The organism is Aquicoccus sp. (genome assembly GCF_041686535.1).
Taxonomy (GTDB): domain Bacteria; phylum Pseudomonadota; class Alphaproteobacteria; order Rhodobacterales; family Rhodobacteraceae; genus Aquicoccus.
Genome location: NZ_JAWLDS010000073.1, coordinates 1 through 15,219, shown reverse-complemented (window position 1 = coordinate 15,219; position 15,219 = coordinate 1). Strand labels below are relative to the sequence as shown.

Genomic DNA, 15,219 nt, shown 5'->3' with positions numbered 1-15,219 from the left:
CACCTTGTAATTGGGATTGGTTTTTTCCTTGGCCATAACCGGCGTTTTCTAACGTCCGGCGGGGCGACTGTCGAGGGGAAGGTTAAGGTGGCGTGCCGCACGGTTAACGGGGGTTTTCGGCATGGATTCGGGGGGGGTGACACCCGGCTGCCGGACGGCTGCCACCCGGCTGCCGGGGTGCGGTGGGAGCGAAGGAGGAGGCAAAGGATTAATATGACGCGCGAATGACCAGACATGAGCCAACCAGCACGAGGGCGAGCGCCGGAACGGGGGATGGCGTTCACGACGCCAGCGTCAGGCAGTTTATCCAACAGCGCCATCCCCTCTTCTGAAACGGGGTGCAACCCATCCAAAGCGTCAGCCCGTGGGCCGGGTCGGCGCTCGCCCGGCGCCTGCGGCGCTGTTCGGGCGGGACCCGGAAACCCACCGCCCAGCCCGCTTTCCCGCCCAGCCGACGAATGGAAAACTCCTTTCGTCATTTTTTGATAACGAATGAACCATCCCTGCCGTAAAAGGGGCCGTGTCATGACAGGAAACCCGATGAACCGTTATCCCCGCAACATGATCGGATACGGGGCTGACCGGCCCGATCCGCAATGGCCGGGCGCGGCCCGGATCGCCGTGCAATTCGTGCTCAATTACGAGGAAGGCGGCGAGAATTGCGTGCTGCATGGCGACGCGGGGTCCGAGGCGTTCCTTTCCGATATCGCCGGGGCGGCGCCATGGCCCGGGAAGCGGCACTGGAACATGGAGTCGATTTACGAATATGGCGCGCGGGCCGGGTTCTGGCGGCTGCATCGGCTGTTCACGGGGGCGGGCATTCCGCTGACGATCTATGGCGTGGCGAGCGCATTGGCCCGCAGCCCCGAGCAGGTCGAGGCGATGAAGGATGCCGGCTGGGAGATCGCGTCGCACGGGCTCAGATGGATCGAGCACAAGGAAATGACGCCAGAGGATGAGCGCGCGGCCATTGCCGAGGCGGTGCGCCTGCATACCGAGGTCGTGGGCGAGCGACCGCGCGGCTGGTATACCGGGCGGTGCAGCGAGAACACGGTGCGGCTGGTCGCCGAGGAAGGCGGGTTCGATTACATCAGCGATACCTATGACGACGACCTGCCCTATTGGCTGGAAGTGGGCGAGCGCGATCAGTTGATCATTCCCTATACGCTCGAAGCCAATGACATGCGCTTTGCCACCGCGCCGGGATATATCACCGGCGCGCAGTTCTATTCCTACCTGCGCGACGCGTTCGACACGCTTTATCGCGAGGGCAAGGAAGGCCGCCCCGCGATGATGAGCGTGGGGCTTCATTGCCGCCTGATCGGGCGGCCGGGCAAGATTGCCGGGCTGGCGCGGTTTCTCGACTATATCGGGCGGTTCGACGGTGTGTGGTGCCCGCGGCGGATCGACATCGCGCGGCACTGGGCCGAGCTGCATCCGCACGTGCGGCGCGAACGGCCCAGCGCGATGGGGCGGGCGGCGTTCGTCGAGCGCTTTGGCGGGGTGTTCGAACATTCCCCTTGGATCGCGGAACGGGCCTGGGAACTGGAGCTTGGCCCGGCGCATGACCGGGCGGCGGGGCTCCATAATGCGCTGGCGCGGATGTTCCGTTCGTCCAGCGCCGAGGAGCGGTTGGGCGTGCTCAAGGCGCACCCCGACCTTGCGGGCAAGCTGGCCGCGGCGCAGCGGCTGACCGAGGAGTCGACGGCGGAACAGGCGAGCGCGGGGCTCGATGCGCTGACCGATGCGGAGCGCGCACGGTTCAGCGAGCTCAACACCGCCTATGTCGAGAAACACGGCTTTCCTTTCATCATCGCGGTGCGGGACCATGACAAGGCGGGGATTCTGGCCGCGTTCGAGCGGCGGATTGCCAATGCGACCGAGGTCGAGTTCGAGGAAGCCTGCAAACAGGTCGAGCGTATCGCGCGGCTGAGGCTGGAGGACATGTTGTGAGCTATGCCTTTCCCCCCGGCGGTTTGCCGGACCAGTCGGAAAATCCCGAAGGCAAGGCGGTCTTTACCGAAGCCTACGCGGTGATCCCGGCGATCACGATGCGCGACATCGTGACGAGCCTTCTGCCGGGCTGGACCCGGGCCCGCGCCTGGATCCTTGCGCGGCCCATGACCGGATTTGCCGAGAGTTTCGCGCAATACGCGGTCGAGGTGGCGCCCGGCGGCGGCAGCGACACGCCCGAGCCGGACGAAAGCGCGGAGGCGATCCTGTTCGTGGCCAATGGGCGCGCGCAACTGACCATCGACGGTGCGCCGCACGAGATGGGACCGGGCGGATATGCCTATATCCCGGCGGGGGCGGATTGGTGGCTGCACAATCCGGGGCCGGACCCGCTTGGATTTCACTGGATCCGCAAACACTGGGCCGGGGCGCCGGGGGTGGGACGGCCCGATGCGTTTGTCACCAATGAACGCGATGTCGCCGTGGACTGGATGCCCGGCACCGACAAGTGGGGCACGCAGCGATTTGTCGCGCCGCATGACCTGCGCCATGATTGCCACCTCAATATCGTGACTTTCCGGCCCGGAGGGCGCATCCCCTTTGCCGAGACCCACGTGATGGAGCATGGGATCTATGTTCTTCAGGGCCGGGCGACATACCTGCTCAACCAGGATTGGGTGGAGGTGGGGCCGGGCGATTTCATGTGGCTGCGCGCCTTTTGCCCGCAAGCCTGCATCGCGAAGGGCGACGAGGATTTCCGCTACCTGCTTTACAAGGACGTGAACCGGCATGTGCCGCTCAGGGTGGGCGGATGATCGGGATTACGGCCGAACCGCTGACCGCGGCGGCGTTCGCGCCCTTCGGCGACGTGCTCGAGGCGCGCGGCGAGCCCGACCGGATCATCAATCGCGGGAAATGCGGGCGCTGGCACGACCGTGCGCGGCTCGATTTCGGACCCGGCGGGCAGGCCGGGATTTCGATGTTCCTCGCCGAGGCGCGGAGCCTGCCCTATCGGCTCGACCTGCTGGAGCGGCACCCGGAGGGCAGCCAGGCGTTCCTGCCGATGCATGGGCGGGAGTGGCTGGTGATCGTGGCACCGGATGCGGGCGGGCGCCCGGGCGCACCGCGGGCCTTTGTCGCGGGCGGCGACCAGGGGGTGAATTTCCATCGCGGCACCTGGCACGGGGTCCTGACGCCGCTGCATGATCCGGGGCTGTTCGCGGTGGTGGACCGGATCGGGGACGGTGCGAACTTGGAAGAACATGCATTGGAGCCGCCGATCATGGTGGACCTCTAGGATGGGTTGCACACGATCAAGTTCAATCCGCCCGGGCTGCTTGCAGTACGGGCAGCGCCCGACCCGCCCCATGGGCAGGCGCTTTGCACCCACCCCGGGGCGGGCGCTGCCCTCGCGGTGGGCGTCAGCCGAATCCCGTCGGCACAAAATGCTATAGGCCGCCGGCAGAGAGCGGCCGGACAACAGGAGAGGAGACAGACATGGCAACGACGTCGATCGGAACACAGGAACAGCTGCGCGACCCGGACTACATGCCACCGCTGGCACGGGCGGTGCCGCTGGGCATCCAGCACGTGCTGGCGATGTTCGTGTCGAACGTGACGCCGGCGATCATCGTCGCGGGCGCCGCGGGGATCGGGTTCGGCTCGGACCAGGGGGAGCTCGGCTTTCCCGACATGAGCTACATGATCCAGATGTCGATCCTCTTTGCCGGGGTCGCGACGCTGATCCAGACCATCGGCATGGGGCCGGTGGGTGCGCGCCTGCCGATCGTGCAGGGCACGTCGTTTGCGTTCGTGCCGATCATGATCCCGGCGGTGGCAGGTTTGGGCACGGCGGGGCTCGGCGGGTTGATGACGGGCGTGGTGCTGGGCGGCATCTTCCATTTCTGCCTTGGCTTCTTCGTCGGGCGCATCCGCTTTGCCCTGCCGCCGCTGGTGACCGGGCTGATCGTGCTGATGATCGGGCTGGCGCTGGTCAAGGTGGGCATCCAGTATTCGGCGGGCGGGGTTCTGCGATACAACGCCGTCCATCTGCAATCGGCGGCAGGTGCCGCGCAGGTGCCGGTCGAACCGGACGAACGCAGCGCGGGGCTGGCCGCGGGGTTCGGCACGCTGCAATACTGGCTGCCGGCGCTGGTCGTGGTGGTGGTCACGCTGGCGCTCAAGTTCTTTGCCCGGGGTTTCATCTCGATCGCGGCGGTGTTCCTGGGCATTCTCGCGGGATATGCCGTGGCGCTGGTCATGGGGCAGGTGAGTTTCGACACCGTCGGCAACGCCGCCTGGTTCGAGGTGCCGATGCCGTTCAAGTATGGCTGGGAGATCAACTGGGCCATCGTGATCGGCATGTGTTTCATGGCCGTGGTCTCGGCGATCGAGACGGTGGGCGATGTCAACGGCATCACCAAGGGCGGCGCCGGGCGCGAAGCCACGGACCGCGAAATCTCGGGCGCGACATTCGCCGATGGTGTGGGCACGGCCGTGGGCGGCGTCTTTGGCGGGCTGCCCAACACATCGTTCAGCCAGAACGTCGGCCTTGTCGCCATGACCGGCGTGATGAGCCGCCATGTCGTGACCATCGGGGCCGTGTTCCTGATCGTCGCGGGCTGCATGCCGGTCGTAGGCGCGATGATCCGCACCATGCCCGAGCATGTGCTGGGCGGGGGCGTGATCGTGATGTTCGGCATGGTCGCGGCCTCGGGGATCAACATGCTTTCGGACGTGACCTGGAACCGGCGCAACATGGTGATATTTGCCACCGCTCTTTCGGTGGGTCTCGGCCTGCAACTGGTGCCGGAGGCGTTGCAGCACCTGCCACGCACGGCGCAGATCCTGCTGACCAGCGGGCTCTTGCCCTCGGCGGGGCTGGCCATCATCCTCAACCTCGTCCTGCCCGAGGACCTGGACAAGTGAGACCGGCGCGGCGGCGGGCCAGGGGCTGGCCGCCGCATCCGCCACGACGGTGGGTGGTCGTCCTCGGGTCATCACGATTTGCCGCGCAACTGCGTCGTTTTCGTCATAATCGGATATTTCACTTGCCATGCGGAATCTGTCAGGTATCCGGGCATGATCCAATGACAAGAAAACCGAGGCCGATGACCCGCGACCAGACCCTCCGAGAGGCAAGCACCCAGATCACGACAGCAGAGACCCCCAGCCCCGACATGAGCCCCGCCACCGGTCCACGCGATGCGCGCGACTGGGTGAAGGTTCTGGCGCGCTACCGCGACCCCGACATCGGGCGCAGCACCTTCGAGCTTGGCCTGACCGCGGGGCTTTTCCTGGGTCTCTGGGCATTGGCGTGGTGGGCGCTCTCGGTGAGCTACCTGTTGGCCTTCGCCCTCTCCTGCCTCAATGCCGGGTTCCTGCTGCGGCTTTTCACGATCCAGCATGATTGCGGCCACGGGTCGTTCTTTCACAGCCGAAACGTCAGCGATTGGATCGGACGGGTGATCGGGGTGCTGACGCTCACCCCCTATGATGTCTGGCGGCGCACCCATTCGGTGCATCACAGCACCTCGGGCAATCTCGGCCGGCGGGGCATGGGCGACGTGCACACGATGACGGTCGAGGAATACCGCAGCGCATCGCCGCTGGCGCGACTGCGCTATCGTATCTATCGCCACCCGCTGATCCTGTTCGGGCTTGGCCCGGCCTGGCTTTTCCTGGTCCAGAACCGCCTGCCGCTCGGGTTGATGAGGCAAAGTCGCTATTGGCTGAGCGCGATGCTGACCAACCTGGCTATTCTCGTCGGCCTGGGACTGATCTGGTATTTCGGCGGAGTGATGCCGCTCTTGCTGATCTTCCTGCCCAGCACGCTGATCGCGGCAACGGCAGGGATCTGGCTGTTCTACGTGCAACACCAGTTCGAAAGCACCGAGTGGCAGGATGACGCGCATTGGCAATTGCACGATTCCGCGCTGCATGGCAGCTCGCATTACGTGCTGCCGCCGGTCCTGCAATGGCTGAGCGCCAATATCGGCATTCACCATGTCCACCATCTCTATAGCCGGATCCCGTTCTATCGGTTGCCCGATGTGCTGCGCGATCATCCGGTGCTGGCGGCGAGCAACCGCATGACGATCCGGGAAAGCCTCGGCAATGTGCGGCTCAAGCTCTGGGACGAGAAGGACCACAGGTTGTTGTCATTCAAGCAAATGCGGGCACTCTACGGCTGATCCTTCGGGCGGGCGGTGGCGGTATGCGACGGCACACCATTTTGCGGCTTACCTTGCGCGCGATCCTTGCTAGAAGGCGGACCGAAGCCAGCAGGGAGACCGGACCATGCCCGCCATTACCGAAGAGCACCTGATCGATAGCATCGCCGAGGCGCTCCAATTCATTTCCTATTACCACCCGGCGGATTTCGTCGAGGCGATGAGCGCGGCCTGGGCGCGCGAGCAGAACAAGGGCGCGAAGGACGCGATGGCGCAGATCCTCGTCAATTCGCGCATGTGCGCGATGGGCCGCCGCCCGATCTGCCAGGACACGGGCGCGGCCAATATCCACGTCAAGGTGGGGGTCGAGGCGCCGCTGAAACTCAAGCGGTCGTTGCAGGAAATCTGTGACGAGGGCACGCGGCGCGGATACCAGCGCGACACCAACCCGCTGCGCGCGAGCGTTGTGGTCGATCCGTTCGGCGCGCGCAGGAATTCGGGCGACAACACGCCCTGCATGCTGAGCGTCGAGATGGTCGCGGGCGACACCGTCGAGGTCGAGGTCGCGGCCAAGGGCGGCGGGTCGGAGAACAAGGCCAAGTTCACCACGCTCAACCCGAGCGGCAATGTCGCCGACTGGGTGGTCGAGACGGTCGAGAGCCTTGGCGCAGGATGGTGCCCGCCGGGCATCCTCGGGATCGGGGTGGGCGGCAATGCCGACCGGGTGATGGCGCTGGCCAAGCAGGCGCTGTCCGAGCCGATCGACATGGCGGACCTCTTGCGTCGCGGGCCAAAGGACCGGACCGAGGAATTGCGTTGCGAGATTTACGAGCGGGTCAACGCGCTTGGGATCGGGGCGCAGGGGCTGGGCGGGGTGACGACCGTTCTGGACGTGAAGGTGAAGAGTTTCCCGACCCATGCGGCGTCGCTCCCGGTCGGGCTCATCCCGAATTGTGCGGCGACGCGGCATGTGCATTTCACGCTCGACGGGTCTGGGCCGGCGGAGTTCACGCCGCCAAACATGGACCTCTACCCCGATATCCTGCTCGATGCGGCAGGAGCGCAGAGCCGCAAGCTCGACCTAGACAACCTGACGGATGAGGTGCTGGCGAGCCTCACGCCGGGGGAAACGCTTTTGTTGTCTGGCACGCTCTACACGGGCCGCGACGCGGCGCACAAGCGGATGATCGAGATGCTGGACCGGGGTGAGGCGCTGCCCGTCGATCTGCGCCGCAAGGCGATCTATTACGTGGGCCCCGTGGACGCGGTGGGCGACGAGGCGATCGGGCCTGCGGGGCCCACGACGTCGACCCGGATGGACAAGTTCACCGACCGGATTCTGGCCGATACGGGGCTCAAGCTGATGGTCGGCAAGGCCGAGCGCGGGCCGGTGGCGCTGGAGGCGATTGCGAAGCACAAGGCGGCCTACCTGATCGCGGTGGGGGGCGCGGCCTATCTCGTCTCGAAGGCGATCAAGGCGGCGAAACCGGTCGCGTTCGAAGACCTTGGCATGGAGGCGATCTACGAATTGAAGGTCGAGGACATGCCGGTGACAGTGGCGGTGGACACGGCCGGCAACTCGATCCACCGGACCGGCCCGGCGGAGTGGAAGAAGAAGATTGCGGAAAAGGTGTGAGGGGGAATGGCGCATCCCCATCGCATGGCGGTTCTTCAACGTATGTTGCATCGAAACAGTTTACCTGCCCGGAACAGCGGCGCAGCCGCCCGGGCAGCACACCAATGCCCGGCAGGCGATTTTTCGCAGAAAAGTCTGCCGAGAGGGGCCGCCCCCCGGCCGGGTGCTTTCGATGGACTGCGCGTCACTTCGGCCAGGGGATAAAGTTGCAAGAGAAACTGCCTAGCGCTGCCGGTGTGAGCACCCGCCTGCGGCCCTGTGCTGCCCTCCCGTCAAAACCCGAGATACGTCAGATTCTTCGCGGAAAACCCACCCTCACGCCAGCGCCGCCTGCAATGCGCGCTGCACCCCGGGCGCACCGGCCACCACGCCCGCGACCTGTGGATGGGCGTTGTTGAAGCGCAGCGGCGCGCCGTGGCGGTCTGTGACGCGCGCGCCGGCCTCTTCGAGAATGATCGCGCCCGCGGCGATGTCCCATTCCCAGCTGTCGCGCAGGGTCAGCATCGCGTCGTGCCGCCCTTCGGCAACCAGTGCCAGGCGATAGGCGAGCGAGGGGCGATGGGCGCGGGTGACGGGCGGGACCGCGCCGTTTTTCCAGTGGTGGGCATCGAGCGCAGGGCGGGCGGCCAGCACCGAGGCCCCGGTCAGGTCCTCGCGGCCCGACACGCGGATCGGCGCACCGTTGAGCGTGGCCCCCTGCCCGCGCGCGGCGGCATAGAGCCGGTCCTTGAGCGGCAGATAGACCACCCCGGCGATGGGCTGTCCGTTCTCGACGACCGCGAGCGCGTGGGCCCATGTCTTGTCACCGTTGATGAAGCTGCGGGTGCCATCGAGCGGATCGACGATGAAGACGCGCTCGTGCCCGAGCCGAACCGCGCTGTCCTCGCTCTCCTCCGACAGCCAGCCATAGGCGGGGCGCAGCGCGCAAAGCGTTTCCTGAAGCATCACGTTGACGGCAAGGTCGGCCTCGGTCACGGGGCCGGCACCGCCGGGTTTGTCCTCGGAGGTGTAGGGGCCACCGAAATAGCCGGTGGAGATCCGCCCCGCCTCGCGCGCGACATGGATCAGCAGGGCGAGGTCATTCTCCGGCAAGCGTCAGCCCCTCGACCAGGATCGACGGCACCACCCGCGACAGCCACGGGCGCGCGTCGTTGGCGGGCCGCAGCGTGGCGAACATCTCGCGCAGGTTGCCCGCGATGGTGCATTCGTTGACCGGGTAGGCGATCTGACCGTTCTCGACCCAGAAGCCCGAGGCGCCGCGCGAATAATCGCCGGTATTGGGGTTGATGGTCGAGCCGATGAGCGACGTCACCAGAAGCCCGGTGCCCATCTCGGCCATCAGCTCTTCGCGGCTTTGCGCGCCTTGCGTCAGCGCCACGTTCCAGGGGCTGGGCGACGGCCCGCCGCCGGTGGCGCGCGCGGCGTTGGCAGTGCTTTGCATCCCCAGCTTGCGGGCAGTGGCGAGATCGAGCGTCCAGCCCGTGAGCACACCGTTTTCCACGATGGCACGTTTGCGTGTCGGCAGCCCTTCGGCATCGAAAGGGCGCGAACCGGTGACGCGGGGGCGGTGCGGGTCCTCGATGAGCGACAGCCCGTCGGGCAGGATCAGTTTTCCCAGATCGTCGCGCAGGAAGGACGCGCCCCTTGCAATGGAGGCCCCGTTCACCGCGCCCAGAAGATGCCCGGCAAGCGACGCGGCAATCCGTTCGTCGAAAAGCACCGGCCAGGCCCCGGTGGGCGGTTTGCGCGCGCCGAACATGGCCACGGCGCGTTCGCCCGCCGTTTGCCCGATCTCCTCTGCGCTGCGCAGATCGCCCTGGAAGATGCGCGAGTCGCCGTCATGTTCGCGCTCCATCGCGCGGCCCTCGCCCGCGATCGCCACCGCATAGAGCGAGCGGTCGGTGCGCGCGTAGCCGCCGGAAAAGCCGTTGGTCGCGGCAAGGTGAACGCGACGCGCGGAATAGCCGGCGCTGGCCGATTGCACCTGTGTCACGCCCTTGACCGCGAGCGCGGCAGCCTCGGCCGTGCGGGCATCGTTCTCAAGCGCGGCAGGGTCCGGCTCGGGCGCAGGGTCACAGAGTTCGAGCGCGGCAATGTCCCAGTCGCGGGCGATCTGCGACGGATCGGCCAGCCCGACATGCGGGTCTTCGGGTGCTTCGCGTGCCATGGCGACGGCGCGTTCGGCCATCTCGGCCATGGTCTCGGGACGAATGTCGGAGGCAGACACCACCGCCTGTCGCCGGCCCATGATCACCCGCAGGCCCAGGTCGGTGCCCTCGGCACGCTCGGCCTGTTCCAGCTGCCCCGCACGCACGTCGATCGAGACGGCCCGGCCGTCCACGGCCATGGCATCGGCGGCCTCGGCCCCGGCCTTTTTCGCGGCGTCGAGAAGCGCGCGGGTGAGGGTTTCCAGAGATTGGGTCATGGTTCGGCCTCCTGCATCGGGTTCAGGTAGACAGACCGCGCGCCCGGTGCAAGCCCGCCCGGGTCAAAAGGGCCGCCGGATCGCTCCGACGGCCCCTGCCCGCCTCATGGCGGGAAAAGCAAGCCGGGTTACTTGACCCGTTGACCGTTGGCCAGAACCTGCCCGTCGTTTTCGACCTCGATCGTGGAGGTGAGCACATCCTCGCCCTCGCCGGGGACGGCGAACATCGAGAGCATCATGCGCGCGCCCATGACCTGTTCCTCGGGCACGAGGCCCATCCCGACCAGCGTGTCCATGAGGCCGTTGGCCCCGGTCAGGCGCAACTGGATCGTGCCCTCGGTTCCCTGCATGCCCTGTGTCATCATCACGGTCGGGAAATCGACATCGACACCGCCCTCACCGGTGAGCGACGCACCCGCGGCGGTGACTTCGAGCCGGTTGAGATCGAGCCGCTCGATCTCGCCGGGCATTTCGATCTCGCCACGCTCGACCGCCTCCATCTCTTCGGGGTCGAACAGGTCGAAGGCAAGCTTGCCCCTGCCCGAGAGGTCAAGCGCGATGGTGGCCGGGTCACGCGGCAGTTCGCCCTCGGGATCGATCCTGCCCCAGATCATGTCGGACATGGTGAAATCGCCCAGCGTGAGGCCCATCGCGAAATCCTGTACCTCGTCGGATTTCTGCAACGGCATCAGCAGCTTGAGCGCGATTTCTTCAAAGGCGAAATCGACGGGAAAGGGCAGGTCCGCGGCCTCGAACGCGGCGGTCAACCCGCGCGACATGACGTCGTATTTCAGCCCCGAGGGTGACATTCCGACCGCGAACACGCCCGACCCGGTCGATGTCTGGGCCTTGAGCTGATCGCTGCCGTCGTCGAACTCCAGATCCATTCGCCCGCCCTGGTAGGAAAATTCGCCATCGAAGCCGAACCCCGCCTGCAGCATCGCATTCACATCCTCGGAGTCGAAACCGCCCTCGATCGGATAGGTGGCGGTGCCGTCGAAATTCATCCGGTCCATGCCGCCGGTGAGGTTGAGAAACTCGTCGCTGTCGTCGGGATTGACGAAATCGAACATGTAGGCGACGGCGCCGGTGCTCATCACCTGGGCCAGTTCGCGCACATCGCCGATCCTCGTCAACGACGAGCCGCGCACATCCCCGATCGTCAGCTCCGCCGTCCCGATCTCCTTGACTTCGCCCTCGGCGATGATCTCGTTCAGGCGGGCGCGCAGCTCGTCGGCGGAATAGGTATAGGTGATCTCGTCAGGGGCGCCTGCCGCGACCATCTCGAAACCGCTGCTGCTATAGTCGAGACTTACCTTCACCGGGTCCTCGCCATCGGGTTCAACGTCGACCACCACCGGCACCGGCGAGGGCAGTTCGACCGACACCGTGCCATCACCACGATCGACGAACCCGACCTGGCCCAGCGTGATCGCCACCGTGCCTTCGTCCTCGGGCAAGGGCATGGTCATGCGCATGTCGCGCACCGACAGCGTGTCACCCTCCTGCACCTCGGTCGCCGTCACCTCGTAACCAAATGTTTCGAAATAGTTTTTCCAATCATTCCAGACCTGATCGGAGGTCACGTCGGCCAGCGCGACCGAACCCGACGTGAAACCGATCATCGCGGTCGTACCGCATAGCATCCTGAAGTTCGACATCTGACTGTCCTCTTTTGAAATCTCGTTATCAACTCTCGGGGTTCACGGTCCGAGAATCAACCCTCGGTCACGCTGGACCGCAGCCCGCGGGAGGTTTACCACTGGACGGGATGGAACAGGGAGACGTGAATGACCCACTTGACAGGAAAAACCGTACTGATCACGGGCGCGAGCCGCGGCATAGGCGAAGCGGCGGCGCGGCTTTTCGCGCATGAGGGCGCGCAGGTCGTGCTGGCGGCCCGCACCGAGACCGACACCGCCCGCATCGCCGACGAGATCGGGGCCAATGCGCGCGCCGTGGCCTGTGACGTGAGCCGGTTCGCGGACATGCAGGCCGCCGTCGATCTGGCGGTAAGCACGTTTGGCGGTCTCGACATCCTGATCGGCAATGCCGGGGTGATCGAGCCGATTTCGCCGCTCGACGCCTCGGACCCCGAAGGCTGGGGCCACGCGATAGATATCAACCTCAAGGGGGTCTATCACGGGATGCGCGCGGCGATGCCGGTGATGGAAAAAGCCGGCGGCGGCACGATCATCACCATCAGCTCGGGCGCGGCACATAGCCCGCTCGAAGGCTGGTCGCATTACTGCGCCTCCAAGGCCGGCGCGGCAATGCTGACCCGCTCGGCACATCTCGAAGGCGCGGGCAAGGGGCTGCGCATCATGGGGCTGTCGCCCGGCACCGTGGCCACGCAGATGCAGCGCGAGATCAAGGCCAGTGGCATCAACCCGGTGAGCACGATGGAATGGGAGGATCACATCCCCCCCGAGTGGCCCGCCAGGTGCCTGATGTGGATGTGCGGTCCGGATGCCGACGAATTCCTGGGCGAGGAGGTTTCCCTGCGCGACGAGGCCGTGCGCCGCCGGATCGGCGTGGCATGATCGAGCTGGCGAAAGACGGCGGATTGTGGACCGTCACGCTTAATCGGCCCGACAAGGCCAATTCGCTCACCGCCGCGATGCTCGAAGAGCTGATCGCCATTGCCGAGGCGGCGCAGGAGGCACGCGCGCTGATCCTGACCGGGCGGGGCAAGGTCTTTTCCGCGGGGGCCGATCTCGAGGCGGCGAAGGCGGGGCTGGCCACGAGCCCGCTCTGGGAGCGGCTTTCGGGCGCCATCGCGGCGCTGCCGGGGCTGTCGATCGCCGCGCTCAACGGCACGCTGGCCGGGGGCGCGATGGGCATGGCGCTGGCCTGTGACCTGCGGCTGGCAGTGCCGGGGGCCAGAGTCTTCTACCCGGTGATGAAGCTCGGCTTCCTGCCGCAACCCTCCGATCCGGCCCGCATGGCCGCGCTGATCGGTCCGGCACGCGCCAAGCTGATCCTGATGGGCGGGCAGAAGATCGAGGCAGAGGAGGCGCTGCGCATGGGCCTGATCGACCGGATCGTGGAGGGTGACGCCCTCATGGACGCGGCCCGGAGCATCGCCGCCGACACCATCGCACAGGACCCCGAGATCGCCCATGCCATCAAGACCCTGATCCCGCGCTGACGCGGTCCGCGACGCCCTGACCCGGCCCTTCATCTTGCGGTCAAATACTCTGGGGGTGAATGGCGAAGCCAGAGGGGGCAAAGCCCCCTTGCCACGATTGCAGGTCTTGCCCAATGGCATCGGCCCGGAGGCCACCGTTTCAGAATAGGGGGCATGATCCGCCCGTTCACGCGGAATAGGTCAGCAAGTTCACGAAACGCCCTGATCCCAAGGCATGGCCTCGTCGAGTACCGCTTGGCCGAAGACATGTTCGCGATGCCAGTCAAGGTTGGCCGGGTGCGGTGCATCGCGCGGATCAAGAGGCGGAATCAGCTTTCCACCGGGATGAATGAGACGATCAACCACCTCATTGGGCACCTTGTTGCGAGAAATGAGAATGGTCGCGCAATCGTCGGCCACCGAGATCAAACCGCGGTCGAACATCCAATGCAGCGTTCCGGACAGGGCCAGCCCGTTTCGGACCGAATCGCTTCCCCTTTGCTCAATAGGCCGGACATGCGCGGCCTGAACTTCAGGACGACCACCGCCGTTGCGCAGTTGAAGGCCGGACATCGCACAGCGATGCCCATAAGCCTCGCGCACCTTTCTGCGAAACGCGATATCGCGGTATGGACGTCGGGTCAGCCGCTCGATCACCGGCCGCTCAAATGTCAATGCTTCGTCCTGGAATACGGGCGCTTTGGGATCATATCGCATTGCCTCCATCCGTTCCAGGTCCTGTGGCAAGCCAAGATTGACGATGCGAGCAAAATCGGACTCTGGCAGGCGCCGAACCGCGCGCTGAACCGCGCCACCCTTCTTCGGTGATCCATCAGGTTCGGTGAGTGCCGTTTCGAGCGGGCGACCCTCTAGCAAGCGTGGGATCTCTCGGTCAAACGGCAGGAAGCTACCCGGCTCGATCCTAGCCAAGTAACGCCCATCGGTACCCGGTTTCTCGATAATGTCGGAAATGCGCGCCACAGCAAAATAGCCCCTTGGGCCGGCTTTGACGGGCTCATAGTAGATCACCCAATCGCCAACAGCCTCACGTACAGCCTTCAGATACGCACGCGGGAAGTCATATACTGAATCCGGTTCGTCGTCGTAGATCGAGTTGGCCTTGTGCAGTAGAACCAGCTTCACCATTTCCCCAGGAAAACCGAACTCGCGGCAAATGCAAGCCCCCTTGCCCGTCAGCGACCGCGCACCCGTCGCTTTCCCGGTGTCTTCGACCTGAACCCGGGCGGGCGTTTCTGCACCCATGCCACGAAGGCCGCCAGCCGCGGATGGGCACGCAGGGCGGTGATGGTGTCGTAATCGCGCGCCAGGTCGGTTTCCGACAGGGTCGCGTGGATCTCGCTGTGACAGATCTGGTGCAGGAGCACCGTCTCGCCGCCCTTGCCGCCGCGCAGGCGCGGGACGAGGTGGTGACGGCTCTGCGGGACATCGGCGGGGATGGGCCGGTCGCAGAGCGGGCAGATCGGATCGGTCTCAGGCATTGGGCCTCTTGCGCAGGGCGGGTCGATCGGCAAAGGATGCCCGAGTTTACGGATGAGGGGCGCGAATGGAAAGCCGGCCGGAAATCGTGCAATGGGCCGCGTGTCCCGGGCCTTGCGGGCCGGAGACCGCCACATGAGCCATGCGCTGGTCATCGGGGCCGGGCCGGCCGGGCTGATGGCGGCCGAGGCGCTGGCGCGGGCGGGGTTGTCGGTGATGGTGGCCGAGGCGAAACCCTCGGCCGGGCGCAAGTTCCTGATGGCGGGCAAGTCCGGGTTGAACCTGACCAAGGACGCGCCGTTCGAGTCATTCCTTTCCGCCTATGGCACACGGGCCGGGGTGCTGCGCCCGATGCTCGAGGCGTTCGGGCCGGGCGATGTGTGGGCCTGGGCCGAGGGGCTGGGGC

At 66.0% G+C, this 15,219-nt stretch carries 14 protein-coding genes; 9 read left to right on the top strand and 5 right to left on the bottom strand.

Going from position 1 to position 15,219, the window contains the following annotated elements:
* Positions 1-540 precede the first annotated feature (540 nt).
* The 6 genes from puuE (at position 541) to ACESL9_RS13415 (ending at position 7,761) form a co-directional block, all read left to right on the top strand.
* Positions 541-1,953: an allantoinase PuuE gene (gene puuE / locus ACESL9_RS13440; protein ID WP_372674975.1), complete on the top strand. Its 1,413-nt coding sequence runs from the start codon at positions 541-543 to the stop codon at positions 1,951-1,953.
* Complete coding sequence (locus ACESL9_RS13435; RefSeq protein ID WP_372674974.1) at positions 1,950-2,768, top strand: bifunctional allantoicase/(S)-ureidoglycine aminohydrolase; 819 nt, start codon at positions 1,950-1,952, stop codon at positions 2,766-2,768. The genes puuE and ACESL9_RS13435 overlap by 4 nt, the downstream gene beginning before the upstream one ends.
* On the top strand, positions 2,765-3,250 hold the full coding sequence (locus tag ACESL9_RS13430; protein WP_372674973.1) for an ureidoglycolate lyase: 486 nt from the start codon (positions 2,765-2,767) through the stop codon (positions 3,248-3,250). Before ACESL9_RS13435 ends, ACESL9_RS13430 begins: the two co-directional genes overlap by 4 nt.
* 200 nt (positions 3,251-3,450) lie before the next feature.
* Positions 3,451-4,881: a uracil-xanthine permease family protein gene (locus ACESL9_RS13425; protein WP_372611420.1), complete on the top strand. Its 1,431-nt coding sequence runs from the start codon at positions 3,451-3,453 to the stop codon at positions 4,879-4,881.
* Positions 4,882-5,132: 251 nt separating this feature from the next.
* A complete protein-coding gene (locus tag ACESL9_RS13420) occupies positions 5,133-6,146 on the top strand; it encodes a fatty acid desaturase (protein ID WP_372611632.1) in 1,014 nt (337 codons plus the stop codon).
* A 106-nt stretch (positions 6,147-6,252) separates the two neighbouring features.
* The gene (locus tag ACESL9_RS13415; protein WP_372611418.1) at positions 6,253-7,761 is read left to right on the top strand and encodes a fumarate hydratase; all 1,509 of its coding nucleotides are present in this window, start codon (positions 6,253-6,255) and stop codon (positions 7,759-7,761) included.
* Positions 7,762-8,076: 315 nt separating this feature from the next.
* Here the strand turns inward: ACESL9_RS13415 and ACESL9_RS13410 are convergent, their stop codons facing one another.
* From ACESL9_RS13410 to ACESL9_RS13400, 3 genes are all read right to left on the bottom strand, one after another.
* On the bottom strand, positions 8,077-8,853 hold the full coding sequence (locus ACESL9_RS13410) for a 3'(2'),5'-bisphosphate nucleotidase CysQ (protein ID WP_372674972.1): 777 nt from the start codon (positions 8,851-8,853) through the stop codon (positions 8,077-8,079).
* Positions 8,840-10,186, bottom strand: coding sequence for a TldD/PmbA family protein (locus tag ACESL9_RS13405; protein WP_372611414.1), 1,347 nt, complete (start codon positions 10,184-10,186; stop codon positions 8,840-8,842). Before ACESL9_RS13405 ends, ACESL9_RS13410 begins: the two co-directional genes overlap by 14 nt.
* 128 nt (positions 10,187-10,314) lie before the next feature.
* Positions 10,315-11,847: a DUF2125 domain-containing protein gene (locus tag ACESL9_RS13400; RefSeq protein ID WP_372611412.1), complete on the bottom strand. Its 1,533-nt coding sequence runs from the start codon at positions 11,845-11,847 to the stop codon at positions 10,315-10,317.
* Between the two features lie 129 nt (positions 11,848-11,976).
* Between ACESL9_RS13400 and ACESL9_RS13395 the strand changes: the two genes are divergently transcribed.
* Together ACESL9_RS13395 and ACESL9_RS13390 are read left to right on the top strand one after the other, a co-directional pair.
* Positions 11,977-12,729: an SDR family oxidoreductase gene (locus ACESL9_RS13395; RefSeq protein ID WP_372611410.1), complete on the top strand. Its 753-nt coding sequence runs from the start codon at positions 11,977-11,979 to the stop codon at positions 12,727-12,729.
* Positions 12,726-13,337: an enoyl-CoA hydratase/isomerase family protein gene (locus ACESL9_RS13390; protein ID WP_372611408.1), complete on the top strand. Its 612-nt coding sequence runs from the start codon at positions 12,726-12,728 to the stop codon at positions 13,335-13,337. Before ACESL9_RS13395 ends, ACESL9_RS13390 begins: the two co-directional genes overlap by 4 nt.
* Positions 13,338-13,526: 189 nt before the next feature.
* On the opposite strand, the gene ACESL9_RS13385 is transcribed toward ACESL9_RS13390, so the two are convergent.
* Together ACESL9_RS13385 and ACESL9_RS13380 are read right to left on the bottom strand one after the other, a co-directional pair.
* Complete coding sequence (locus ACESL9_RS13385) at positions 13,527-14,579, bottom strand: HNH endonuclease (protein WP_372611406.1); 1,053 nt, start codon at positions 14,577-14,579, stop codon at positions 13,527-13,529.
* Positions 14,510-14,815 carry an HNH endonuclease gene (locus ACESL9_RS13380; RefSeq protein WP_372611404.1) on the bottom strand — a complete coding sequence of 102 codons (306 nt, stop codon included), beginning with the start codon at positions 14,813-14,815 and terminating at the stop codon, positions 14,510-14,512. The genes ACESL9_RS13385 and ACESL9_RS13380 overlap by 70 nt, the downstream gene beginning before the upstream one ends.
* Positions 14,816-14,948: 133 nt before the next feature.
* Here ACESL9_RS13380 and ACESL9_RS13375 point away from each other — a divergent pair.
* A partial coding sequence (locus ACESL9_RS13375; RefSeq protein WP_372674971.1) for an NAD(P)/FAD-dependent oxidoreductase occupies positions 14,949-15,219 on the top strand: 271 nt, incomplete at its 3' end.